Below are 24,583 nucleotides of genomic sequence, written 5' to 3'. Positions count from 1 at the left end.
TCATTTCTCAGCGTTCGACCGATCGCAAATCGACTGATCTCGCCGAACGTCTCACGCCGAAGTCCAGGATTGTTTGCAACTATAGTGAAATTGATGGCTCACTCTCAGAAGACTCAGGCTAAAATCTACGATTAAACTGAGGACACGCATCAAATAGGCTCTTTTTTATTCTTCCTTCTTCCTTATGTCTGCAAATGCGCGTCAAGCGAAGCTATCCCGAAGGGAATCGCCCCGTCCCAAACCCCGGCTGAGGCAAGTTTTAATCAGACTTCCCATCGCCGTAATTGCTGCTGTTATTGCCTTCAACCTTCTTCACTCCTTAATTCCAGTGTTTAAAGAATCTGTATCCCAAGCAACGCCGCCACCAGAAATCCAGAACGTACTCGCCGGCAATCGCAAAATTGTGATAGTGGGCGACAGCATCACCGAGGGCGGGAAATACCCCGGAGGTTACGTTTGGCGGCTGCAACGCTATCTCAATGCCCTTTATCCCGATCGCCAAATCGAAATCGTCAACGCCGGAATCTCCGGTAACAAGGCGACTGATATGCAAGCACGCTTCCAGAAAGATGCGATCGACCAAAAGCCAGATTTAGTGATGATTAATGTCGGAGTCAACGACGTTTGGCACGCTTTCTTTGACTTCCAAAACCTGCGATTTTATCCGCAAGGCAAGTTGCCCACCGGAGTGCCACTGGCAGAATATCGGGAGAAAATAACTCAAATGGTGCTGGCGGCAAAAGCCGCAGGAATTCGAGTTGTACTGCTTTCTCCTACTCCTATCGGCGAAATTCTCGACAACCCAGAAAATCGCAGGTTGCAAGAGTATATTGCCGCGATGCGAGAAATTGCGTTAGAGAATCAGTGCTTGTTTATCGATTTGAATGCGCCTTGTCGGGAAGTTATCGCCACGTATCAAAAGCACGCGGGCAAAACTCTGAATTTGTTGGCTGCAGATGGAGTGCACCCAAATCAATCGGGATATCGAATTATAGCTTTTACTATCTTGCGCGGTTTGGGCGTACCCGCAAAGGATATTGAGAATTTGGAAGTCAAAAATTGAATCTTTGAATTTAGTTAACAGTTGACTTTGGGGTGTTAATTGAAAGTATCAAAGCTACAAGCCCCCTGATTTATGTCGCGGGTAAATTATTCCAATATAACATCTAAAATCTCAAATCATTCAATCGGCGGATGATACCGCTTTAACCAACAACTACCGATAATCACCAACGCCACCACAACTATAATTTCTGTCCAAAAAAACGACAGAAAATCACTGGCAGTTCCCACCGGCGGAACTCCCGGTTGAGCATTGCGAATAGCGGGAAAAGCAAATAGCATTACACCAGTCCAGCTCAGCATTCCCACTTCCGGTAACTTACCCGATTTCATCACTTTTAATGCTAGCAAAAGCGCCATAATTGACAGCACCCACATGATCACAATAATCACTAAGGCAAAGAATTTCACCGGGAGCGATCGAGTTGCAGAAACATCGATATAAATAAAGATAGATGAATTCTCTTCCATCGGCTTATAACTGATGTCGAAACCGGGAACATCGGCATGGAAATTAAATTCCAGAGGTACGGGATTGAGTTCAAATGGAGCAAACTTTTTACCAATCGAAGGCAGCGGGTCGATCGAAATAGCTACTTTAGCAATGTGGGTGTCAAACGGGTAATTGTTAATTTTCCCTTTGACTAAGTTAAACTTCAATGCAGGGACAATCATCGGTTTGCCTTCTTTAAAGGTAATTTCCGAATCCGGTACATTTGCGCCGTTAACTGTCATTAACAAGTCTTGAGCCGGGTAAGTTGGCCCTTTTTTATAAATACCTTTGAGTTCAAACTGCAAGCGGGCTTCTAATTCGTTTTTAATGGGGTCAACGGCAATTAATGTCATTTTTACCTCAACCAAGCCTTTCGACGCTACAGCGCTTTCTGGAGATGGATTGTAAGGCTCTTGGGCGTTAGCATTGTGAGAGTAAATAGATAAGATAATTGCAAAGATTACGACCAGACTGCAAATTAAAATAAGTATTTTTTTGAGATTAACTTTGTTGATACTTTGCATTTAATAGGGATTTTTATGTGTTAAAATGTTGTTAGTATTTCCCGCAGTCCGCCAGGGGTTTAAACCCCTGGCTCATAGCTAAAGTCGGTTAAAACCGACTGAAGAAACTTGAGCGATAATAAATGTTGGTTTTAGTCCTCTTTTAGAGGACTTTCGCTGTGAGCCGGGGTTTTCAACCCCCGGCGGGCTGTGGCGAGCGGCGCAAGAACCAGGCGAATCAACGCGAAACTACGAACCGATAGGAAGCAGTACATTTGATGTAAAACTGCCGTGCAAGCCGTAGGGAATGTGCTGTTTTAAATGCAAGCGCGCTACAGGGCCTTTGGTAATGTCGCGAGCATCTAAAATCACTAAGGTCGATCGATGATTAGCTGCATCATACATTAAAAGCAGCAGCCAGCCGTCATCCTCAGCCGTTGCACCTTCAGGCGAGACGCCTGAACCACGGGGAACAAACACCGGTTCCCCCGCAAAACCGCGCGGCGCCGCACTCCAAATTTGCCTTTCACCAGTCACGAAATCAATTTTGAGGATAGCTTGCAAAGGAGCATTTCCCGTGGGAGCATCCGCAGCACCGATATAAAGATATCGGTAAGGTTGTCCGACATTCTTGGGATGCAAAGTGGGAAACTCGCAGCACCGAGTTTCAACAACTTGATGCTGTACGGTTTTGTCTTGCAAATTCAACTTAAACCGCCACAATTCGCCCGCTGGAATGCTCTCAAAATCAACCTCGCGAAAATCGCCGTCTGCTTCTACAGTTGGAAATGATTCGTAACAAACTGAATCCACAAAAACTTCGTCTCCTTCTTCCCATGCGTTGCAGTGGTGGAACACAAAACAAGGTTCGGTTTCTAATATCTTCACCTCGTCAGTGCCGTTGCGGGGAATTAAAATTGCTTGCGTTGGCTTGTTTGGCGAAAATTGAATGCACTGGGATGCACTCCGAAATCCTAACAAGAAAAGCAGCGGATTAAATGAGACGGGATTTTGGAAGAATATGCAGTAATTCGGGGTAATTACCATGTCGTGCAGGAAGGCAAAACCCGGTATTGCATGGGCGTGACGCTGCAAAAGTTTGCCGCTTTCGTCGAATTCGTAAATCGTGATGGTACTCGACAAACCGGGCTTGACGGAAAAGTTGATTAATCTGTCTCCTTTGCCATTTTTCCCTTTTTCAATTCTGGGGTGGGCGGCGAAAGCTTCGCCGGGTTGTAAAACGCCGTCTAGGGTGTCTAAGCCGAGTGTTTCTAGGGTGCGGGGGTCGAGTCTGTAGGGCTGTGCGGCTTCCCAAAGTGCTAGCAGTTTGTCGCCCCAATAAATGATGTTGGTGTTGGCAATGTTTTTGATTTTGACATCAAAGATGTTGGCCAGCGGGCCCCCTGGCTTTTGTGTGCCGAAAACGCCTCGGTGGAGGATTTTTCCGGCTTTTTGTTCGGCGAGATAGCCTTCTGTGCGGACGAATCGGTTGCGGAAATGGGCGCGGCCTTCGGATATTGCGATCGCACAAATCATCCCGTCGCCGTCAAACGGATGGTGGATGCGCTGGCCGTTGACATCTAATAATCCGGGCCCGTTGCGAAAGAATGTGCCTTGCAAGCCGGGGGGGATTTCGCCTTCTATGTTGTCAATCCAGTAGTCGGATTCGTTGGGTTGGGATTCGTAGCCGCGCTGCCAGTCTGTGCGATCGTATGATAGGTTTTGGGCGGCTGTTTGAGGTGGGGAAAGTTGTAAGTTTTGCATGGGTGTAATAAGCTTTTCTTGATTTAACCGCAGAGAACACAGAGGGCGCAGAGAGAAGGAAATTCGGAGAATGGGGAAACACAGTTAAATTCATCCGTTAAATTCATCCGTGTATCCGTGTCAAAATCCGTGTGTGCCTGCCTTTATTTGCTGTCTGCGGTGCGGCTTTGTGACCTTACTGTCGGTACTAAGTCGGGAAAGTATTCGGGCATGAAATGCTGTCCGCCTGGTTTGGAACTGCCTGGTTCTGGTTCTAATACGGGAAGAGACTTTTGATTGTTTGGATCGCTGCTTTCTGTACTGTCGGCGGGCAGCCAATTTAAGAAGGGTAGGGGCAGAAGTGTGGACAGGTTTGTGATGACTATTAGCAGCCAGAGGTTATCGAAATTGCGATCGGTAATTCCTAGCAAGTGGGTCAAAAGTGCGCCGCCTTCGTGGGAAATAAGTCCTGCTAAGTTGGTGACTGACATCAACACTGCAAATAAAGTTGCTTCGACGCCTGGGGGACACAATCTGGCGGAGAGTACGAGCACCGGCATATAAGCAATTTGTCCGATTACTGTCAGGATTAGGCTGTCTCCGATGCTGAACCATTGATCGTCAATTCCTAAAGCTCTGTTGGCATGAGTTACTAATAATAAAGTAGTCATGCCCAAAGCTGTCGCTATGACGGTTGACCAGCCAAAAATTACTCGAAATGGAACTGTTTTGAGGAAGCGCTGAAACAGCCAGATGCCGGCGAGGGAGGCAATGCTGGTAACGAGGCGCACTCGGCCGAGAAATTCTGGTTGAAAGCCTAATTCGTTGGTGGTGAAAAAGAAGAAGGCGGAGTCTGAGCTTGGGGTGGCTTGCCAGAGGAAGAGAAAGGCTGTGGGCAGCCAAATTGTTTTTTGGGTAACAGCTTGCCGTAGTTGTTTGAATTGGTCTTTGACTGTTTCAAAGTCGGTTCTTTTGTTGGTTTTTTCTTCGGCAATTAACCAAGCTGTTGCTGATACAATTAGCGGGAAAGATGCGGTGATTAAAAAGATAGTATGAGTGCTGAAGTGTTGCAGCAGGGAACCGCTGAGGTAGGCGGTAATTAGTCCGCCGAGGGCTGCAGCGCCCCAAGACAAGGATTGCAGGGAACCGGCGTCGGTAACGGATTCTTTTCTGGCCCTTTCGACTACCAGGGAGTCGGCGATTACGTCGCTGACGGCGAGGGAGAGGGAACTCAGGGCGATCGCGCCTGTAGCTGCCAGCGGTGTGTGTACAATTGTTGCGAGGCTCACCCATGCTAAGGTTCCCAGCAGCCCGGAGAGGACGATGTAAGGGCGTCTGCGGTAGCCGAATATCGGCAAACCGTCCGACATGAAGCCGAAGACGGGTTTGATAATCCAAGGCAGGGCGACGACGCCCAGCATTGCCGAGACTTCTGCCGGACTCATGCCGAGTTCGTCTTTGAGAAAGAAGCTGACGGCTAAGCGGGCTAGTCCGAGAATGCCTTGGACGAAGTAAATCAGTAAGATGGCTATGAGTTCGGGGGTTGGCTCATTCCCAAAGAATACTTTTTCTTTTAAAGATTCTTTGAGTTTGCTGACGCCGGAGGGGGAAACGAGCATTTGAGCAATATTTCTTAATGAATCTCAATATTTATAACACATTCTTAATGAGTTGGGGGAACTGCCGGAGGTGGGAGGCGAGAGTGGCGGGGATCTGGTAAGTGCTATAAAATTGTATTTATCTTGAATTTAAGCGTGTTTTGTAATAATAAAAACCGAAAAACGAACCGCGAAGGCGCGTTAGGCGAAGCCGCGCGTAAACCCTAGGACGCCAAGCAAGAGAAAGAAGAAAAAACTCACAACTGCGGTCAGCTTTGTTATATGATTATTGACCCTAAAAATGTGCCGGAAATTACGGGTTCTAAGTACCCTCAGCAATTCCAATCTGCTGTTGCGGGGAGAGTTAAAAAACGCTTGGGCGATGCTGCCGGATTGCAGAATTTTGGGGTAAATTTGGTGAGACTTGCGCCGGGAAGTTGTTCTGCTCTCAGGCATTGGCATACCCGTCAAGATGAGTTAATCTATGTTCTGGAAGGGGAAGTTACTCTGATTACAAATGCGGGAGAGCAAGTGCTGCAACCGGGTATGGCGGCTGGTTTTCCGGCGGGTGATGCAGATGGGCATCATTTAGTCAACCGCTCGAATGCAGATGTGGTTTATCTGGAAATTGGCGATTCCCTTCGGGATAGCTTCGCTTCACGCACTTCGGGAGATAGTGCCGAATATCCCGATGACGATCTAATTGCCAAAGCTAGCGATAATGGTTGGATTTTTACGCACAAAAACGGCGAGATTTATGAGAATTAAAAAAATATGAGTCAAGTGAATCTTTGGACTTCGGCGGAACACGCTTTGTGGTATCTGGCTAAGGCTGATGGAATTCCTCACCGCACTGAAGGTGAAGCGGTTTTGTTGGAGGAAGTGCCGAAAAATGTGAAGCGAATTCTGGATGTGGGTACGGGAGACGGGCGGTTGCTGGGTCTGCTTAAGTGCGATCGACCAAATGTTGAATGTGTGGCGATCGACTTTTCGCCGACAATGCTGGAAAAAGCCAGAATTCGCTTTGCTGATGACCCAAATGTCACGGTAATCGAGCACAATTTTGATGAATCGCTGCCGGATTTGGGGAAGTTTGATGCGGTTGTTTCTAGTTTTGCGATTCATCATGTAGCAGACGATCGCAAACGTTCGCTTTACACTGAGATTTTCGAGCTTTTGGAACCGGGAGGCATTTTTTGCAACTTGGAGCACGTAGCGTCCGCAACTCCGGCTTTACATGAGAGATTTCGAGAGGCGATCGGTATTAGCGATTCGCCAGATGATCCGTCTAATAAATTGCTGGATGTAGAAACCCAATTGCGCTGGTTTAGAGAAATTGGTTTTACCGATGCAGACTGTTATTGGAAGTGGCGGGAGCTCGCTTTATTAGTTGGGGTGAAACCTGTTTAGCTGGGGATAAGGACACGGCAGTTCCGTGTCCCTACAAATATTGCATACAATCTGTATGAGTTGCGTGAATTAATTAAATTAAATCCGGGACTTTAGGTTTGATTCGGCGCTCGTACCAGTTCATTAACGGGGTGGAACTAATACCGTGCAGAATCACAGAAAGTACGATCGTTGTAAAGGTAATCCAGGCAATTTTTTCGGCGGTTTCGCCTTTCAAACCGTCACCGAAAGCATAAGTAAGATAATAGATAGAACCGACACCACGAATGCCGAACCAACCGCACAGCAAGCGGCTGGCGGGATGTAAAGAACTGCCGATCGTACTAATCCAAGCTCCCACAGGCCGAATTAAAAAAATTAACAATCCACCTACTAAGAGGGAGTATCCTCCATAGGCCAACATAGGCTCTAAACGCAAAAGCGAACCTAATAGTAAAATAGTTGCTACTTCCATTAACTTTTCTATGCGCTCGGTAAAGTGCAGTTGGGAAAGCGGCTTTTCTGGGTTGCGGTAACTCCGCTGCGCGACAATTCCTGCTACAAAAACTGCGAGAAATCCGTAGCCGTTGACTACTTCTGTGAGGGAATATGCGATCAGAATTGTGCTGAGAGCAATGAAATCTTCCATTAATTGATCTGCAGGTTGATAGCGTTGGAGTTGGCGATCGATCCAGGTGACGGCTTTAGCTACTAAAATTCCCATAACGATAGCTGCGCCAATCGCCCAAATCAAGTCAACTGCCGCCCACTTCGCAAACCAGTTCGACCAGTTGTTATCTTTTAGCGCATAAATGCCGAAATAAACAAAGGGAAAAGCTAAGGCATCGTTTAAACCGCCTTCAGATGTTAAACCAAAGCGCAATTCGTCGCGATCGTCTATATCAGCTAACTGAACTTCTGAGGCTAAAACAGGATCGGTGGGAGCGAGAATTGCTCCCAGTAAAATCGCCGGGCCCCAATCTAATTTCACAAACCAATGAGCGACGGCGGCGACCGCAAAAATAGAAATTGGCATTAAAAAACCGATCAGCCGTGCTGTGGAATTCCAGGCCCAAAGTTGGAGCGGGCGATTCATTTTTAAGCCGCAACTGAACAGAGAAACAATAACTACAAATTCTGTAAGTCTTTCTATAAATTGAGCTTCGGGACGCAAGTCAATCAGCTTGATGCCGTAGGGCCCCAATCCGATACCGACAATTAGATAAATTAAGGCATAAGATACAGGCAATCGCGAAATCCAGCCGGAACCCAAGGTAACGGTAAGCAGGAGGATGCCAATAACTAGCAAGTTGAGAATGTAATCATCCACCATAACGATCGCACTTTTAATCAGATATAGCAAGTGCTATTTTGACAGGTAAAAGCTTCGGGCGCATCCGTCGTCCGCTAGATTCAGCTATCCTCCGAAAGTGGTGTGGGCGGGTTTATATAGATTGTTAGTGGGAATTAGAGATTGTTGGTGAAACCCTCCCTACAAGTATTATGGTTAATTTATCGGCTCTCATCCGACTCATGACTAATGACTAATGACTGAAGACTAATAATTAATTAGAAAGACCACTTTTTTCAGTAGCGATTATGTGCAAATCTACGTGTTTGAGCGATCGCACTAACTGTTGAGTCAAAGAACCCCGCAGCAGCAATTTCCAGCGGGATTGCTGGCTTTCGCCGATCACAATTTGAGTAACGCGATACTGTTTAGCTACTTCGGAAATCGCTTTGGCTATATTAGTGCCGTTTACCCGCAAAAATTTCCCGTTAAATTCTTGACACAGTTTCTCACAAGTTTCAACGTGCAAGCTTTCTGCTTTTGTTAAAAATCGGTCTGGATCGTTGACAAACACAGCATAAAATGGGGCATTCATGTAGCTCGCAATCCTCGCGCCTCGCCGCAGCAATTGCAAGGAGTTCGGATAAGTCGAGATGCACACTAAAACTCGTTCGTGAATGTTGCAAGATTGACCTTTTAAAGTTGCTGCGTCGTCTTCCACAGTGTCTGCGACTTCTCGCAGGGCGAGTTCTCGCAAAGCGATTAAATGACGGCGCTGGAAAAAATTTTCTAAAGATTGTTCAATTTTTTCAGGAGCATAAATCTTGCCTTCTAGCAACCTTTCTTCTAAAGTTTCCGGCGTGACATCGACAACGACTATTTCGTCAGCATCTTCGAGGACGCGATCGGGCACTCGCTCTCGCACTACAACTCCGGTAATTCTAGCTACTAAATCGTTGAGACTTTCTATGTGCTGAATGTTAAGGGTAGAGAAAACATCAATTCCAGCCTTGAGAATTTCTTCCACATCTTGATATCGTTTTTCTCGCAGAGAACCGGGAATGTTTGTATGAGCGAGTTCGTCTATTAATGCTAATTGAGGACGGCGTGCTATGACAGATTCTGTATCCATTTCGGTGAGCATTTTTTCGCCGCGTAGCATTTGTTTTTTGGACACTATTTCCAATGCTTCTGCTTTAGCTGCTGTCTCTTTCCTGCCGTGAGTTTCTAACAGTCCAATTACCACATCAATGCCTTCAGATTTGAGCGTGTGTCCTTCTTCCAGCATTCGGAACGTTTTGCCGACACCGGGGGCCATGCCGATAAATATTTTGTGCTTTCCCCGGCGGGAGGTGCGATCGTAAGTGCGGTTAGGTTGGGCATAAACCGCGTCTGGATTGTTAGTAAGTTCGCTAGAGTGAATCATAGCTGAGTTGTCAGTTGTTCTTTGTTCGTTGTTCGTTGTTAGTCACATTTGTAGGTTGGGTTGAACGAAGTGAAACCCAACTCCAACTTGAACTGAAGTGTTGGGTTTCGTTCCTCAACCCAACCTACGTATATTATAAACGGTCGAGAGCCAAATTCAGTTGGAGGACGTTAACTCCCGGTTCACCGAAAATGCCAATAAATCTGCCCTCTGTATTTTTAGCTACCAACATTTCTACTTGATTGATATTGAGCGATCGCACTGTTGCTATCCGCTGAATTTGCGATCGAGCTGCCTCTACGCTAATGTGCGGATCGAGGCTAGAACCCGAGGTGTAGACTAAATCAGCAGTTGGTTTGATACCAGCTTTGTTGAGGCGATCTAATTCAACTTGCACCCCCTGAAAACCATCTTTCTCATTACCTCGTTTCAGCAAACCAGAGTTACTGGGGGCAAGGTTGCTCGCTCCCGAAACACCCGTTCTTTGACTAACATTTTCTCCCTTTGTCGGATCGTAATTTTCTGTCGCAAAGCTGCTGTAGTTTGTGGTGCTGGGACGACCCCAAAAATATCTTTCTGAGGAGAAAGGCTGACCGATTAAAGCAGAGCCAACTACAACTCCTTGGTTGGTAATTAAGCTGCCGTTTGCCTGGGAGTTGAAGGCAATTTGGCCGATTACTAGCAAGATTAAAGGGTAAATAATGGCTGTAATTCCCCACAAAACCAGGGTAAGGCGAATGGCTCTAATTATTTCTCTCATAAATTACCTCGATCGGTTATTTGCTAAGGGTTAAATATTGACTAAAATCTTTCCGGCTGAAAGATGACTACGAACAAGTAAATAGAAAGGGCGATAATCACCAAACCTAGGAGACTTAAACCCCAGACAGCTTTTCGGGTCAAATCTTCACCCGCTGCAGCGTAAACAGCGGGGGCAACTATAGCATTGAAACACATTACTAGAAATAGCTGCACCGGGATTGGGTGGCGCTGCCAAAACATTTGTGCTAACTCAATAATTTCTTGGAAATCTCTAGGAAAAATATCATTCAGCAAATCATTCCGTTTCATGAATTCTCCTTATTTTGGGAATAAATATCGGTGTTTCTATTAGATGATTTTTGTGGGTAAATCGAGGCATAGCCTCTGGATCTGCGTTCCTCGGCAGAGCCGGGGAACGAGATTAATCCGTCTTTCCCGATCTATGCTAGCCCAACGGCGGTAATCAAAACATCAATAACTTTGATGGCGATAAACGGCGCGACTGCTCCGCCCAATCCGTAGATAAAAATATTCCGCTGCAACAGTTGATTTGCAGTCAAGGGTCTAAACTTTACACCAGTTAATGCTAGTGGAATCAAAGCTGGAATAATCAAAGCATTGTAAACTAATGCTGACAAAACCGCAGATTGACCGCTGGCTAAACCCATGACGTTTAATGCGCCTACGGGGGCAAAAATGGCGGGAATAATTGCAAAATATTTTGCGATATCGTTGGCTAGGGAAAAGGTGGTCAGCGCGCCGCGAGTAATCAGCAATTGTTTGCCAATTGTAACTAAATCAATTAGTTTGGTGGGGTCAGAATCTAAGTCCACCATGTTTGCAGCTTCCTTCGCGGCTTGGGTTCCAGAATTCATCGCCAAGCCTACGTTTGCTTGTGCTAGTGCGGGTGCGTCGTTGGTTCCGTCTCCCGTCATTGCGACTAATTTACCCTCGGCTTGTTGCTTGCGAATTACGTCGATTTTGTCTTCGGGAGTTGCTTCGGCAATGAAGTCGTCAACGCCTGCTTCATCGGCAATTACTGATGCTGTAATCCGGTTATCTCCGGTGAGCATAATGGTACGAATTCCCATTTTTCGCAGTTGGTCAAATCGATCGCGAATTCCCGGTTTAATCACATCTTTTAAATAGATAATGCCGTAGGTGTCGCTGCCTTGACAAACGCCTAAAGGCGTGCCTCCAAGCCGGGAAACTCGCTCGTAAGCTGCATCGAGATCGGGGCCGATATTGCCGCCGCGCGATCGCACAAAACCCTTCACCGCATCCACCGCACCCTTGCGAACCTCCGTCCCATCGGGCAAATCCGTGCCAGACATCCGCGTTTTTGCGGAAAAATCAAGCCCAGTGGCGTTGGTGCGATCGAACTCCACCTGTGCGCCCAAATTCTGAGCCAAACGGACGATCGACTTTCCCTCTGGAGTATCGTCAAACAGGCTAGCAGCAAGGGCTACACTCGCAACATCCTCCAGCGAGTGACCGTTTACCGGAATGAACTCCTCGGCTAAACGGTTCCCCAGCGTGATCGTCCCCGTTTTGTCCAAAATCAGCGTATTCACGTCGCCGCAAGCCTCCACGGCGCGTCCAGAGGTCGCTATCACGTTAAACTGAGCGACGCGATCCATGCCCGCAATGCCGATCGCGCTCAGCAAACCGCCGATCGTTGTTGGAATCAGCGCCACCAGCAGCGAAATCAGCGTCACCACGCCCACAGGGGTTTTCACGTAATTGCCGATCGGCGGAATCGTCGAAACCACAATCAAAAACACCAGAGTCAACACCGCTAGCAGCACCGTCAGCGCGATCTCATTCGGTGTTTTCGAGCGTTCTGCGCCCTCTACCAGCGCGATCATCCTGTCCAAAAATCCCTTACCGGGGTCGGCCATCACCCGCAGCGTCAGTTCGTCGGAAAGGATGCGCGTACCGCCGGTGACGGAACTGGCGATGTCCGAACCCGGTTCCTTGAGCACCGGCGCGGATTCGCCAGTGATCGCAGATTCATCTACCGAGGCGACACCTGCGATCACTTCGCCGTCGGCAGGAATGACATCGCCTGCGATCACTTTAATTTGGTCGCCGCGTCTCAGGGATGTCGAACTAACTTCTTGAATTGAACCGTCTGGTAGGAGTTTGCGGGCTGTTGTGTCGGCTTTGGTCGATCGCAGTGCGTCTGCTTGCGCTTTCCCCCGCCCTTCTGCTATCGCTTCGGCAAAATTAGCAAATACCAAGGTGAAGAACAAAATAAACGTGACTAAACCGTTGAAAACTCTCTGATTTTCGCCGGGAACCGGGCCGAACAGCGTCGGGTCGATCGTTAATAATGCAGTCACAATTGTGCCAACCCACACCACAAACATCACCGGATTTTTTAGCATCACCTGCGGGTTTAGCTTGACAAAAGCTTCTTTAAAAGCTCTTTGATACAGGCCTTTAGTATTTGCTTTTGGCGTATGCTTGCGAGACTCGCGAGAGCCTCTCGGAGGTTTTTTTGGGGAATCTGGAGTATGGGATGAGGTCATGTCGATTTGGGATTTTTAATGAACCACAGAGAACACAGAGAACGCAGAGAGAGAGAATAGTGAGGTTGAGAATTTTCGCTATTGAGATGGAGGAGTTGGTGTTGCTAAAGGTGTTGTGGGTACAGTTATCGATGCTGGTTCAAATTTGCTGTTGCTAATTTCATATCCTTCGGCAATTGGCCCTAAAGCCAAAACTGGGAAAAATGTCAGCGCGCCTAGTATTAATATTACTCCTGCGGTGACGCTGGTGAACAAAACTGAATCGGTTCTGAGAGTACCCGTTGTTTCGGGAACCAGTTGTTTGTTCGTCATGCTGTCGGCTAAAAGTAGCAGGGCAATAATTGGAACGTAGCGCCCCAACAGCATACTAAAACAGGTGCTTAAATTCCACCAAACTCCTGTCGGGGCGGGTTGAGAGTCGGCCAATCCTTCCAAGCCAGAACCGTTGTTGGCTGCAGCCGAAGCGTATTCGTACATCACCTGGGAAATGCCGTGAAATCCGGGGTTGCTGATGCCGCTCAAACTGTCGGTAAGGGCGAGGGAAATGGCACCGGGGATTAAAACTGCGATCGGGTGAATTAACAAAACAACGCTGGCTAAAACTATTTCCCGTTTCTCAATTTTGCGTCCCAAAAACTCCGGCGTTCTCCCCACCATCAAGCCCGTGAGAAACACGCTCAAAATTGAGTAGATAAATAAGTAAGCAGTTCCCGTTCCTTGTCCGCCCCAAACGATTTGCAGAAACAAATTAAACAGAGTGGCAAAACCACCGGGAGGCATTAAAGAATCGTGCATTCCGTTGACAGCGCCGCACATTGTGCCAGTCGTAGTCACCGCCCACAGTGCAGTTTCTGCCCAGCCAAACCTAACTTCTTTGCCTTCTAAATTTGGTTGCTGCGAACCCAGTAAATTATTAATTTGAGGGTTGCCGCCGTACTCGCCAAATGCTGCAATGCCAATCAAAATTACATAGATGGCAAACACCATCCAAAAAATCAGCCATCCCTGCTTTTTGTTGTTGGCAAATCTGCCGTAGGTGTGAATCATAGCTGCTGGTATAGAAAGCATTGCTAGTGTTTCCAGCAGGTTGGTAAAAGGATTGGGATTTTCAAAAGGATGAGCCGAGTTAATGGCAAAAAATCCGCCGCCATTTTCTCCCAGTTGTTTGATGCTTTCAAAGTGAGCTACTGGGCCGCGAGCAATTATTTGCGTGCCGCCTTCTAAGGTACGGGCAACGGCAGGCCCTGCGAGGGTTTCCGGCACTCCTGAAATTAGCAAAAGTAAGGCAATTATTAAAGAAAGGGGCAGCAGAATGCGGGTGATTGATTGAATTAAATCGATGTAAAAGTTGCCCAAGGGACGGCCGGTCAAGCCCCGGATAAAGGCAATCCCTACTGCTAAACCTGTAGCTGCTGAGGTAAACATTAAAAATCCCAGGGTTAACTGGGACAAATAAGTAAATGTTGTCTCGCCGGAGTAATGCTGTTGGTCGGTATTTGTGAGGAATGAAATAGTTGTGTGCAGCGCAGTATCCCAGGTTGGGGCAGTTAAGCCGGTGGCATTTAAAGGCAGCACTCCTTGAAGCATGAAAATTAGGAAAACAAATATGCCCATTGCTGCATTGCTGTACAGTAGCGATCGCGCATATTGCCAACCTGTCATCGAATCTATAGACCGGATATTGCTGGCTTTATAGATGAGTTTTTCTAGGGGTTTAATAGCGGGGTCGAGAATGGTTGGTTCTCCCATGTACACCCGCGCCATGTAATTACCAAAAATAGGGGCGATCGCTACTACAATGATTAGCGTTAATGCGATTTGAATTAATCCTTCAAGCATAACTGAGCCAATACTTCCTTAAAAGTGCAATCTGCTTTTAAAAATCAATATACTTGCCGTTAGGATTTTTGATAATCAGCCCGCAGGTATAAGTTGCTGTTTAGCCGTTATACTTAGCTGCTATATATTTTCACTGACTGACAAATGTTTAAATATTTAGCAGTATCTATACTTGCAGATATAGATGTTATCTAAACGCTTGTTTTTGCGTCACTGTAGACAAATTTTAGCGAATAAAAACCCTAGGGATAAGGCAGAGAGTAGAGTGTAAATATAAAATATAAAATGGATGGATAAGGGATGTTAAACAGCTTATTAAAAATCACAGACAACCTGGCAATTCAAGAGAAGTATTTGCGGGGGAGGTGGTCGATCGCAATTTTATTCGCGATCGTTGTAGTGCTGGAATTTACTACGCCGTCGGAGTATCTGTTTGGGTATTTGTACACAGGGCCGATTTTATTGGCAAATTCGCGCTTGAGTCGGTTGGGTAAGTTGCAAATTACGCTGGTATCGGCAGCTTTGACGCTGTTAAATTTGTTTGTTCCTCCTGGAGAATCGATCGCCCTAGCAACTGTAGCAAATAGATCGATCGCAGTCATGGCTTTAGGGGTGACGGGATATTTGAGCGATCGCAACCAGCAGTACCAAGAGACGATCGCGATCGCTAAAGCTGAGTTGCAGTCGCAGCAGCAGCTAGCAAGCATCCGAGAAGATTTTGTCTCTACTTTGAGTCACGACTTAAAAACGCCGATGCTGGGGGCGATAGAAACAATTAAAGCTTTTGGGTCAGCAAAATTTGGGAATGTCACCGCCAGTCAGCAAAAAGTTCTCGAAACAATGGCGCGATCGCACAAAATGTCTCTACAATTAGTAGAAACGCTGCTGGATGTTTACCGCAACGATGCCGAAGGTTTAAAACTGCAACTTGCGCCCGTAAATTTAGTAGCTTTGGCAGAAGAAGTAATCGCAACACTCATCCATTTGTCGGCGGCGCGCCGGGTTTACATTAATATGAGTTACGGAGAGTCAGATTTCCGTCGCTCTTTGTGGGTAAATGGCGATGCGGTGCAACTCCAGCGCGTTTTTGTTAATTTGCTAACAAACGGAATTAACCATTCTCCTCGCGGTGGCAAGGTAGAAATAATCATGGAATCTTATTCGAGTTTTCAGGTGGTGAAAGTTATCGATAGCGGGTTGGGAATTACTGCCGATGAACTGCCCCACTTGTTTGAGCGTTTTTATCAAGGACACAGCGATCGGCAAGCCAAAGGTTCGGGATTAGGATTATACTTATCTCGCCAAATTATTGACGCCCACGGCGGTATAATTTGGGCAGAAAATAAATTGCCACACGGTGCTTTATTTGGATTCCGACTCCCTGCTATCCCACAGAAATGAAACCAGCTTATCCGTTGCGAATTCTCCTAGTTGAAGACGACGAACTGTTTCGGTTGGGGCTGCAAACGCGGTTGCAACAAGAAAGTTGCTTGCAAGTAATTGCCGAGGCTGAAGATGGCGAAACCGCAGTAGAATTGACTCAGGAACACTTGCCAGATGTGGTAGTTCTCGATGTCGGTTTGCCTGGAATTGGCGGTATTGAAGCGTGCCGCCAAATTAAACAGCGACATCCAGCAATTCCCGTTTTAATCTTAACATCTCATTCCCAAAAATCCTTAATTGAAAGATTGATTAGTGCGGGTGCTCAGGGATATTGCCTCAAGGGAATTGCGGCGGAAACTTTGGTTTTAGCAATTCGATCGGTAGCGGCGGGTGCTTCGTGGTGGGATCAGGCGGCAACTGCGGAAATTCGGGCAGTTTTTGCTAATCCTGAACCTGTGAAAATTGGGTCAAAATCAGAAGTTTTGGAGAATCCGCTGACGAAGCGAGAACAGGAAATCTTGGCTTTAGTTGCGGGGGGGAAAAGCAATCAGGAAATTGCACAAATCTTGTACATTGCTCCGGGGACTGTGCGGGTTCACGTGCACGCGATTTTGCAAAAGTTAGAAGTGCGCGATCGCACTCAAGCTGCTGTACTCGCAATTCAGAAAGGATTGGTAGCAGAAGAACTTTTGGCGATCGAACCCTAAAAAAGCGAGTTGTGTACTGGAATTGTCGGTTTTTTAAAGGAATTATTGGCTAAATCCGCCCCTATCAAAAGGCTTCTGTTGCAGGTTCATGGGAAATTAGTATTCGTCTTGATTGTTAATTTTACTCATGACATTGAATTTGTGAATTTGCTAAGGTAGACAGGCCTTAATTTTCCTACCGTCATCTAACCAAAGGTGTATTATGCCAAATTTTATCAGTTCAGTTTTTAGTTCGATCGCCTTTATCGACTCTGCCCTTCCCGACAGCCAAACTCTCCACAACGGCATCGCAGCGGGGACAGAAGTTATTACCTTGGATGCGGCGCGGGATGGAGTAGCACAAATCACGGCCGCGCTAGCCAGTCGCAGCAATATCAAAAGCATTCATATAATCTCTCACGGTCGCCCCGCGAGTTTGCTGCTAGGCGCGATTGATCTAAACTTGACAAATTTAAAAACTTATGCTAAGCAATTGCAGCGTTGGTCGCGATCGCTGGCAGACAGTGGAGAGATTTTGCTGTACGGGTGCGATGTAGCGGCGGGGGAAAAGGGCGCTAACTTTGTGCAGCAACTGAGTCAGCTAACCAAGGCAAAAATTGCTGCTTCTCGATCGCCGATCGGCAGTTCCGCTATGGGCGGAGATTGGGAATTAGATTATACAACAGGAGCCGTGTCATCTGGGTTGGCGATCGACCCAGCCACAAGAGCCGCCTATCAATTTGCCTTCGGCCTGCAATTTTTGGGACAAGCAGGATTTCCGGCAAATACACCTGATGTTTCCGGAAACCCGATAGGTGGACTGTCTGGCCTTACCTACGCGGGCAACAACACTTACTACGCTATCTCCGACGGCCGCAATATTCCTGGCAGTCCCGGCTCGTCTCGGTTTTACACCCTCACTATACCTAATGTGAGTGCGGGTAGCTTGACACCAGCACCAGGACAAGTTAATTTTACAGCGGTGAGAACGATTGGCAATCCGCCTCCCTTTGCTGCAGATACATCGGATACAGAGGGCATTGCCTTAATCGGTAGCAATGTCTTCGTCTCTTCTGAAGGCAATTTCTCGCCAACTCCAACTATCCAGCCTTTTATCAATAGCTTCATCATTGCCACGGGACAGCAAAACCTAGTGCTGCCTATTTCTTCTCCCAAATACGACGTATCGGCAGATACTACCAGTGGCATCCGCAACAATCAAGGTTTTGAAAGTCTGACCATTACTCCCAGTCAAAGTTTTCTGTTTACAGCAACAGAAAATGCTCTCGAACAAGACGGCCCTGCTTCAGATCCCACGGCTGGCGCGCGATCGCGAATTTTAAGATATAACTTAGCCACAAACACCGCAAACGGGGAATTTCTTTACAACACCGATCCGCGCAACGGCATTTCAGAAATGCTGGCCGTTGATGATAATACGCTGCTGGTTCTAGAACGTTTTCTTGACTTATCGACGACACCGCCTTCAGGCGATTTGAAGCTTTATCAAATTTCTTTAAACGGTGCGACTGACATTCAAAGCAATACTGGCTTGACTGCTTCTGGTGTTACTGGCATTACACCAGTATCAAAAACTCCGATCGCTAGTACTGCTTATTTCCTCAGTGCAGCCTCTCCGCCGCTTGTAGACAATTTTGAAGGGATGACATTTGGGCCTTCTCAAACGGCAACTGGGAAGCGAACGCTCATTCTTGTCAGTGACAACAATTTTGCCATTCCCACCAGATTCGCAGCGTTTGCAGCCAACAACGCACCCGTACTTGAAAACAGCGGTTCCCCGGTACTAACAGCAATTAACGAAGATGTAGCTTCTACCAGCAGCACCGGCACCTTAGTTTCTGCTTTAATTGCAGGTGCTGTTACAGATCCCGACACCGCCGACACTCAAGGAATTGCAGTCACGGCGACAGACAATACTAACGGCAGTTGGGAATATTCAACTGATAGCGGTGCGACTTGGACGGCATTCGGCACCCCGTCAACAGCAGCAGCGAGACTGGTAGCAGGCACTGCCCGCATTCGCTTTGTTCCCAATGCTGACTACAACGGCACTGCCAATATCACTTATCAGGCATGGGATGGAACGACAACAAACTCTGGCACCACTACTACCTTCACGAACGGCGGGACGGGTGATATTTCTGCTCCCAGCAGTATGGGGGGGTTGGCAGCTTTCAGTACAGCCAGCGAGACAGCAACAATTACCGTCGATACGATCGTACCTGCTGCTGCCAATCTAGTTGCTACCAACATTACCGTCGCTGGCGGCACTGCACAAACTTTTACGGTAGATTACAGCGACAATGTTGCTGTCAACAGCAGCAGTTTGGATAATTCAGATATCCGGGTAACTGGGCCGGGCGGATTTAGCCAATTAGCAACATTGGTAAGCTTTACACCGATCGGCAACGGCACTCCGCGCACGGCTACCTATCAGATTGCTGCGCCTGGGGGCAGTTGGGATTTGGGTGACAATGGGAATTATGCGATCGCGATCGAATCGGGCCAAGTTAGCGATATCAATAATAACTTTGTCGCAGCCAGTAACTTGGGAAGCTTTAATGTCAATATTCCCAACCCAGGCACTTTTAATTTTAGTGCTGCCAATTACGAGATCGGTGAAAGCGGGGGTGTTGCGACAATTACCGTGACTCGGACAAGCAATACTAATGTGGCGGCTGATATCAGCTACAGCACTTCCGACGGGACTGCTAATGCAGGCAGTGACTACACGGCAACATCAGGAACCTTAAACTTTGCGATCGGGGCAACAAGCAAAACTTTTACGATTCCAATTAACGATGACACCTTAGTAGAGGAAAGTGAGATTGTTGCGCTTAGTCTGAATAATCCCACAAACGGTGCGAGTGTGGGAGCGCAAAGTACGGCGAATTTGACAATTTTAGATAACGATGTAGCACCAACTCCAACGCCGACAAGTCCGACTCCGACAAGTCCGACTCCGACAAGTCCAACGCCGACAAGTCCGACTCCGACAACTCCGACTCCGACAAGTCCAACGCCGACAAGTCCGACTCCGACAAGTCCAACGCCGACAAGTCCAACGCCGACAAGTCCAACGCCGACAACTCCGACTCCCACGGGAACTCCGACTCCGACTCCAACCGGAACTCCGACTCCCACGGAAACTCCAACCCCAACCGGAACTCCAACTCCGACTCCCACGGAAACTCCAACCCCAACCGGAACTCCAACTCCGACTCCCACGGAAACTCCCACTCCCACGGGAACTCCAACCCCCACGGACACTCCAACTCCCACGGGAACTCCGACTCCGACTCCAACCGGAACTCCGACTCCCACGGAAACTCCGACTCCAACCGGAACTCCGACTCCCACGGAAACTCCAACCCCAACCGGAACTCCAACTCCGACTCCCACGGAAACTCCGACTCCAACCGGAACTCCGACTCCCACGGAAACTCCAACCCCCACGGGAACTCCGACTCCCACGGAAACTCCAAATCCCACGGAAACTCCGACTCCAACGGGAACTCCAAATCCCACGGAAACTCCGACTCCAACGGGAACTCCGACTCCAACGGGAACTCCGACTCCAACCGGAACTCCGACTCCAACCGGAACTCCAACTCCCATCGGAACTCCAACCCCAACCGGAACTCCAACCCCAACCGGAATTCCGACTCCCACCGGCACTCCGACTCCCACCGGAATTCCTGTTGACTCTGACAGCGTTCAAGGGGGCGATGCCGATTGCATGTGCCAACAGATTACCCTACCCGCGATCGGTTCGATTCCGGGCCCGAATTCTGTCGATCGCACTTTCAATGGCACTGACGGCGACGACTTCCTCATCGGCAGCAATATCAACGACGTTATCAGCGGTTTCAACGGCGACGACATTCTGCTGGGCGAAAAAGGCAACGACAATATTTACGGGGGACTGCCCACCAATATCCCCCTTGGCCCGAATGCAGACAAAGACTTGCTGTTTGGCGGCAATGGCAATGATTACCTCAACGGCGCCGGCGGCGACGATCGCATTTTCGGGGGTAAGGGCGATGATGTGGCGATCGGCGGCAAAGACGATGACTTGATTTGGGGCGACAAAGGCAATGACACTCTCGTTGGGGCTCAGGGTAACGACTGCTTGTTTGGAGGCAGTTTTGACCCGTCGGGCCCTGATTCGACTGGACGCGATTTGCTGTTTGGCGCTGCTGGCAACGACTTCTTGAATGGGGGAGATGCTGCGGATACTCTAAGTGGCGGCGAGGGCAATGATACTGTTTACGGCGGCAAGGGCAAGGATGTTGTGGTGGGGGGTACTGGCAACGATCGGCTGTTGGGCGATCGCGGCAGTGATAGCATTTGTGGCGACGATGGGGACGATACTATTTTCGGAGACAGTGCGATCGACTTTAACGGCGAGGCAGATTCCCTGTGCGGCGCTGCTGGCAACGATCTGATGTTTGGCAACGGCGGTTCCGATAAACTGTGCGGCGATGAGGGCAACGATACTCTCTACGGCGGCAAAGGTGACGATTGTCTGATTGGGGGTTTGGGAAATGATATTCTCAACGGCGGCATTGGGCGCGATCGCTTTGTTTTAACAGCAGGTGAAGGCAGCGATCAAATTACTGATTTCACAAAAGGTGAAGATTTGCTGGTGTTAGCGGGCGGTCTAACTTTTTCTCAACTTAGTATTACCCAAAGCGCTAATGCAGCTTTCATCAGGATTGGTGAAAACGGTCAACTGTTGGCTGCTTTGAATGGAGTGCAAGCTAGTGCGATCGGTCTGAATGATTTTACCATCTTCGGGTAAGCACAAATTAATTAACTAAGGTGCGGAGTACGCACCTTAGTTAATTATGTAGGGTGCACAGCGCGTAGCTTGCCACTATGAGCAGTGTATCAAATCACTTTTTGCGTCCGGGAGTGCGATCGACAATACTCCAAGCTTTTGCTTGACACTGCTCTGCACTCCCGGTATTATTTTAGTAATAAAAATGACTTAAAAAAGCCACTTTACGGAGAAACTACTGACAGTGTATTTACGTAAATAAAAATTAAATGTAAAAAAATTGATAGTAGTTGGCAGCTAATACATAATCATCTCAAATTTAGGTGCATCTAGATGGGACAGATAATTATTAACGAATTCCGGCGGGACGGGCAATTCCAGGGGAATGAGTATGTGGAACTGCTGTTGACGGAAGATGTAAGCGCAACTCAGCTTCAGAGCTATTTTGTAGGCGACTCAACTGAGCCAACAGTAGCTAAATATTCAGCTTATCGATTTACTAATATGGCAAGTATTGCTCCTGTGTTTAAAGCAGGAACAATACTTACGATCGGCGGTTCGCCTGCCGATCAAGAGATTGCCTACAACCCCATACCGTCGGGAACAAACAACGATTGGAACATTCGATTGAGTCCCCAAGGTGGATTTTTGACAAAGCTGCTCCCAACCGGAAATTTGCATGGGGATTTCGCGGCTTCAGATGTTGTTTATGTTGATAATGCTAGCACTACAAATACCGATACAGTAGATTCGATCGCCTGGAGGACATCGGGAACTCACGGAGCCTTTGGGAGTGCAGCTAAGGTGCAAATTCCAGCACCAAGCAACGGGGGTAATGTCGAGTTTTTGAGCGATATTGGCGGCATCAACAGAACTGCTAGTTATACTATAGATAGTCCCGGCTCATTGGGTTTGCCCAACGGCGGAATTAACACTACTTATATTAACAGTCTCCGCAACCGGGAGGTTAACATTGCTCCGACTTGGGCAGATACTAATGTTAATCCGGCGATCGCAATTAATGAAGAGATACCCAGCACCGCTAACACAGGCTTTAGTATTTTTAACCTCACTAGCGAGTTAGGAAGTGACGCTAATGGCGATCCTTTGGGTGTCGCAGTCACCGCTGCAGACAATACTAACGGCAATTGGCAATTTTCAACTAACGGCAATACTTGGACAAATTTCGGTGCATTGTCGGAAAGTTCAGCAACAGTGCTCGGCCCGACTCTTCTTTATAATGGCTTACTTGGTAACACTCCCAGTTCTCAAAATTGGCTGTCTTTGACTAACTCAAATTTTGCTTCTCCTACCGCTACAGCTTCAGAATTTTTTAGCGGTAATGGAGTTAATTTAAACAGCAGTGCGGACAATAGAATTTATGCTGGCTATACAAAAAATTCTTTAAATCCGTCATTTCCACCGCTCGATCGCACTACAGGCTTTAGCTTGTCTTTTAATCTCCAAATTATCTCGGAATCCCGCACTAATCAAGATCGGGCAGGTTTTAGCATTGTTGCCGTTACTAGCGATCGCAAAGCCATTGAAATCGGTTTCCAGCGGCTATCTGAAAACTCTGGCAATATCTTTGCACAAGGCGACGGCATTACTCCCAACCTAGTCGGACAAACCAACGGCTTATTTCTTGCAGCAGAGAATGTTGCTTATAACACCAATATTGCTACTAACTACACTCTCAGAGTTCAAGGTAACAAATACTTTCTTTCCGATGGCAGCGAAATCATACTAACCGGCCCGCTGCGCGATTATTCAGGATTTAGCGACCAGATAGATCCTTACGAAACTCCTAATTTTCTATTCCTCGGTGACGGCACTAACTCGGCGCAAGCTAACATCAACCTGACGCGGGTTTCCTTGCAAACGCCTGCGAGAGTCCGCTTTGTACCCAACCCAGACTATTACAGTACCCCTGGAAGCGAACCAACAATTACCTTTCGGGCATGGGATGGAAGTAACGGAGTGGGTAACGGTACTGCGGGCGTCAATGCTTCAGTTACTGGGGGAACAACGCCGTTTAGCACTAATAGTTTAACAAGTTCGATCGCAGTTAATCCAGTCAACGATCCACCTTCGTTTGTCAAAGGGGTCGATCGCACTCTCAGCAGCAATTCGGGGCCACAAACCATCCCCGGATGGGCGACTGCGATTTCTCCAGGCCCTAACGAATCAGGACAAACTGTGGCTTTTCAAGTGGTAGGGAATGATAATGCTGCTTTGTTTAGTGTACAACCTGCGATCGACTCGGTGGGGACGCTAACCTTTACACCGATGCCGGGGGCGATCGGCAGTGCTAATATAACTCTAAACCTGAGAGATAATGGCGGTAGAGATAACGAAGGACTCGATACTTCTGATACCCAATCGTTCATTATCAACCTCACCAATCCAGGCACATTTAATTTCAGCAACGCCAACTACAGCGTTAATGAAAACGGTCAATTTGCCACAATTACCGTTACTCGCACTGATGCTAATGTGGCTGCTGCTGTCAGTTACAGTACAAGTAATGGCACTGCTAATGCTGGTAGTGACTATAACCAGAAATCGGGAACATTAAATTTTGGCATTGGCGAAACTACTCAAACTTTCACGATTCCAATTGTGGATGATTCAGAGATAGAAGAGAATGAAACTGTTAATTTAACTCTGAACAATCCCACTAACAAAGCAGATTTAGGAGCAATTTCTAGTGCTGTTTTGACTATTGTAGATACAACTCCAACTCCGACGCCGACGCCTGCGGAAACTCCAACTCCCACGGGAACTCCGACGCCGACGCCTGCGGAAACTCCAACTCCCACGGGAACTCCGACGCCGACGCCTGCGGAAACTCCAACTCCCACGGGAACTCCGACGCCGACGCCTGCGGAAACTCCAACTCCCACGGGAACTCCGACGCCGACGCCTGCGGAAACTCCAACTCCCACGGGAACTCCGACGCCGACGCCTGCGGAAACTCCAACTCCCACGGGAACTCCGACGCCGACGCCTGCGGAAACTCCAACTCCCACGGGAACTCCGACGCCGACGCCTGCGGAAACTCCAACTC

General features: G+C 47.8%; 17 protein-coding genes and 1 pseudogene. 8 read left to right on the top strand and 10 right to left on the bottom strand.

Translation table 11 applies throughout. From position 1 onward, the window contains the following. Positions 1-184: 184 nt before the first annotated feature. Positions 185-1,063: an SGNH/GDSL hydrolase family protein gene (locus tag QUB20_RS01205; RefSeq protein WP_333242666.1), complete on the top strand. Its 879-nt coding sequence runs from the start codon at positions 185-187 to the stop codon at positions 1,061-1,063. A gap of 116 nt (positions 1,064-1,179) precedes the next feature. On the opposite strand, the gene QUB20_RS01200 is transcribed toward QUB20_RS01205, so the two are convergent. The 3 genes from QUB20_RS01200 to QUB20_RS01190 all read right to left on the bottom strand — a co-directional run bounded on the left by QUB20_RS01200 (position 1,180) and on the right by QUB20_RS01190 (position 5,420). Next, positions 1,180-2,079, bottom strand: a complete 900-nt coding sequence (locus QUB20_RS01200) for a DUF4436 family protein (protein ID WP_333057223.1) — start codon at positions 2,077-2,079, stop codon at positions 1,180-1,182. A gap of 228 nt (positions 2,080-2,307) precedes the next feature. Beyond that, a complete protein-coding gene (locus tag QUB20_RS01195; RefSeq protein ID WP_333242669.1) occupies positions 2,308-3,822 on the bottom strand; it encodes a carotenoid oxygenase family protein in 1,515 nt (504 codons plus the stop codon). A 143-nt stretch (positions 3,823-3,965) separates the two neighbouring features. After that, positions 3,966-5,420, bottom strand: a complete 1,455-nt coding sequence (locus tag QUB20_RS01190) for a folate/biopterin family MFS transporter (RefSeq protein WP_333242672.1) — start codon at positions 5,418-5,420, stop codon at positions 3,966-3,968. 261 nt (positions 5,421-5,681) lie between these two features. Here QUB20_RS01190 and QUB20_RS01185 point away from each other — a divergent pair, with 261 nt between their 5' ends. Both QUB20_RS01185 and QUB20_RS01180 read left to right on the top strand, forming a co-directional pair. Further along, complete coding sequence (locus QUB20_RS01185) at positions 5,682-6,167, top strand: cupin domain-containing protein (RefSeq protein ID WP_333242676.1); 486 nt, start codon at positions 5,682-5,684, stop codon at positions 6,165-6,167. A gap of 6 nt (positions 6,168-6,173) precedes the next feature. Continuing rightward, a complete protein-coding gene (locus QUB20_RS01180) occupies positions 6,174-6,809 on the top strand; it encodes a class I SAM-dependent methyltransferase (RefSeq protein WP_333057219.1) in 636 nt (211 codons plus the stop codon). A 73-nt stretch (positions 6,810-6,882) separates the two neighbouring features. Here the strand turns inward: QUB20_RS01180 and QUB20_RS01175 are convergent, their stop codons facing one another. The 6 genes from QUB20_RS01175 to kdpA form a co-directional block, all read right to left on the bottom strand. Then, the gene (locus QUB20_RS01175) at positions 6,883-8,151 is read right to left on the bottom strand and encodes a sodium:proton antiporter (protein ID WP_333242679.1); all 1,269 of its coding nucleotides are present in this window, start codon (positions 8,149-8,151) and stop codon (positions 6,883-6,885) included. A 202-nt stretch (positions 8,152-8,353) separates the two neighbouring features. After that, positions 8,354-9,505: a universal stress protein gene (locus tag QUB20_RS01170; RefSeq protein ID WP_333057217.1), complete on the bottom strand. Its 1,152-nt coding sequence runs from the start codon at positions 9,503-9,505 to the stop codon at positions 8,354-8,356. A gap of 133 nt (positions 9,506-9,638) precedes the next feature. Next, the gene (gene kdpC, locus QUB20_RS01165; RefSeq protein WP_333242682.1) at positions 9,639-10,265 is read right to left on the bottom strand and encodes a K(+)-transporting ATPase subunit C; all 627 of its coding nucleotides are present in this window, start codon (positions 10,263-10,265) and stop codon (positions 9,639-9,641) included. A 41-nt stretch (positions 10,266-10,306) separates the two neighbouring features. Continuing rightward, positions 10,307-10,576, bottom strand: a complete 270-nt coding sequence (kdpF, locus tag QUB20_RS01160) for a K(+)-transporting ATPase subunit F (RefSeq protein ID WP_333242684.1) — start codon at positions 10,574-10,576, stop codon at positions 10,307-10,309. Positions 10,577-10,707: 131 nt separating this feature from the next. Then, positions 10,708-12,801 (bottom strand): potassium-transporting ATPase subunit KdpB, encoded by a 2,094-nt coding sequence (gene kdpB, locus QUB20_RS01155; RefSeq protein WP_333242687.1) that lies wholly within the window; start codon positions 12,799-12,801, stop codon positions 10,708-10,710. 78 nt (positions 12,802-12,879) lie between these two features. Next, complete coding sequence (gene kdpA, locus QUB20_RS01150) at positions 12,880-14,640, bottom strand: potassium-transporting ATPase subunit KdpA (RefSeq protein ID WP_333242690.1); 1,761 nt, start codon at positions 14,638-14,640, stop codon at positions 12,880-12,882. 300 nt (positions 14,641-14,940) lie between these two features. Between kdpA and QUB20_RS01145 the strand changes: the two genes are divergently transcribed. From QUB20_RS01145 to QUB20_RS28575, 3 genes and pseudogenes are all read left to right on the top strand, one after another. Then, the gene (locus QUB20_RS01145) at positions 14,941-16,041 is read left to right on the top strand and encodes a HAMP domain-containing sensor histidine kinase (protein WP_333242693.1); all 1,101 of its coding nucleotides are present in this window, start codon (positions 14,941-14,943) and stop codon (positions 16,039-16,041) included. Next, entirely contained in the window at positions 16,038-16,730 is a 693-nt protein-coding gene (locus QUB20_RS01140) for a response regulator transcription factor (protein WP_333057210.1), read from the top strand. Before QUB20_RS01145 ends, QUB20_RS01140 begins: the two co-directional genes overlap by 4 nt. A 202-nt stretch (positions 16,731-16,932) precedes the next feature. Next, positions 16,933-19,632: pseudogene (locus QUB20_RS28575) on the top strand (esterase-like activity of phytase family protein); the annotation flags it as partial. On the opposite strand, the gene QUB20_RS28570 reads toward QUB20_RS28575, so the two are convergent. Beyond that, positions 19,568-19,729 carry a hypothetical protein gene (locus QUB20_RS28570; protein WP_445299367.1) on the bottom strand — a complete coding sequence of 54 codons (162 nt, stop codon included), beginning with the start codon at positions 19,727-19,729 and terminating at the stop codon, positions 19,568-19,570. The pseudogene QUB20_RS28575 and the gene QUB20_RS28570 overlap by 65 nt on opposite strands. A 740-nt stretch (positions 19,730-20,469) precedes the next feature. Between QUB20_RS28570 and QUB20_RS28565 the strand changes: the two genes are divergently transcribed. Both QUB20_RS28565 and QUB20_RS01130 read left to right on the top strand, forming a co-directional pair. Then, positions 20,470-21,534 carry a calcium-binding protein gene (locus QUB20_RS28565; protein ID WP_445299366.1) on the top strand — a complete coding sequence of 355 codons (1,065 nt, stop codon included), beginning with the start codon at positions 20,470-20,472 and terminating at the stop codon, positions 21,532-21,534. A gap of 312 nt (positions 21,535-21,846) precedes the next feature. Next, on the top strand, positions 21,847-24,583 hold a 2,737-nt coding region (locus QUB20_RS01130), incomplete at its 3' end, for a choice-of-anchor Y domain-containing protein (protein ID WP_333291096.1).

Origin of the sequence: Microcoleus sp. B4-C2, from assembly GCF_036705265.1 — a bacterium.
In the GTDB taxonomy this organism is placed as follows: Bacteria; Cyanobacteriota; Cyanobacteriia; order Cyanobacteriales; family Microcoleaceae; genus Microcoleus.
The sequence above is the reverse complement of the archived record's forward strand: the minus strand, read 5'-3'. Positions and strand labels throughout refer to the sequence as shown.

Bases quoted from the DNA above. Each gene is read 5' to 3' on its own strand.
- QUB20_RS01190 (WP_333242672.1), bottom strand. From the start codon at position 5,420: ATGCTCGTTTCCCCCTCCGGCGTCAGCAAACTCAAAGAATCTTTAAAA.
- QUB20_RS01205 (WP_333242666.1), top strand. From the start codon at position 185: ATGTCTGCAAATGCGCGTCAAGCGAAGCTATCCCGAAGGGAATCGCCC.
- QUB20_RS01145 (WP_333242693.1), top strand. From the start codon at position 14,941: ATGTTAAACAGCTTATTAAAAATCACAGACAACCTGGCAATTCAAGAG.
- QUB20_RS01140 (WP_333057210.1), top strand. From the start codon at position 16,038: ATGAAACCAGCTTATCCGTTGCGAATTCTCCTAGTTGAAGACGACGAA.
- QUB20_RS01195 (WP_333242669.1), bottom strand. From the start codon at position 3,822: ATGCAAAACTTACAACTTTCCCCACCTCAAACAGCCGCCCAAAACCTA.
- QUB20_RS01185 (WP_333242676.1), top strand. From the start codon at position 5,682: ATGATTATTGACCCTAAAAATGTGCCGGAAATTACGGGTTCTAAGTAC.
- kdpA (WP_333242690.1), bottom strand. From the start codon at position 14,640: ATGCTTGAAGGATTAATTCAAATCGCATTAACGCTAATCATTGTAGTA.
- kdpC (WP_333242682.1), bottom strand. From the start codon at position 10,265: ATGAGAGAAATAATTAGAGCCATTCGCCTTACCCTGGTTTTGTGGGGA.
- QUB20_RS28565 (WP_445299366.1), top strand. From the start codon at position 20,470: ATGTGCCAACAGATTACCCTACCCGCGATCGGTTCGATTCCGGGCCCG.
- QUB20_RS01200 (WP_333057223.1), bottom strand. From the start codon at position 2,079: ATGCAAAGTATCAACAAAGTTAATCTCAAAAAAATACTTATTTTAATT.
- QUB20_RS01180 (WP_333057219.1), top strand. From the start codon at position 6,174: ATGAGTCAAGTGAATCTTTGGACTTCGGCGGAACACGCTTTGTGGTAT.
- kdpB (WP_333242687.1), bottom strand. From the start codon at position 12,801: ATGACCTCATCCCATACTCCAGATTCCCCAAAAAAACCTCCGAGAGGC.
- kdpF (WP_333242684.1), bottom strand. From the start codon at position 10,576: ATGAAACGGAATGATTTGCTGAATGATATTTTTCCTAGAGATTTCCAA.
- QUB20_RS01170 (WP_333057217.1), bottom strand. From the start codon at position 9,505: ATGATTCACTCTAGCGAACTTACTAACAATCCAGACGCGGTTTATGCC.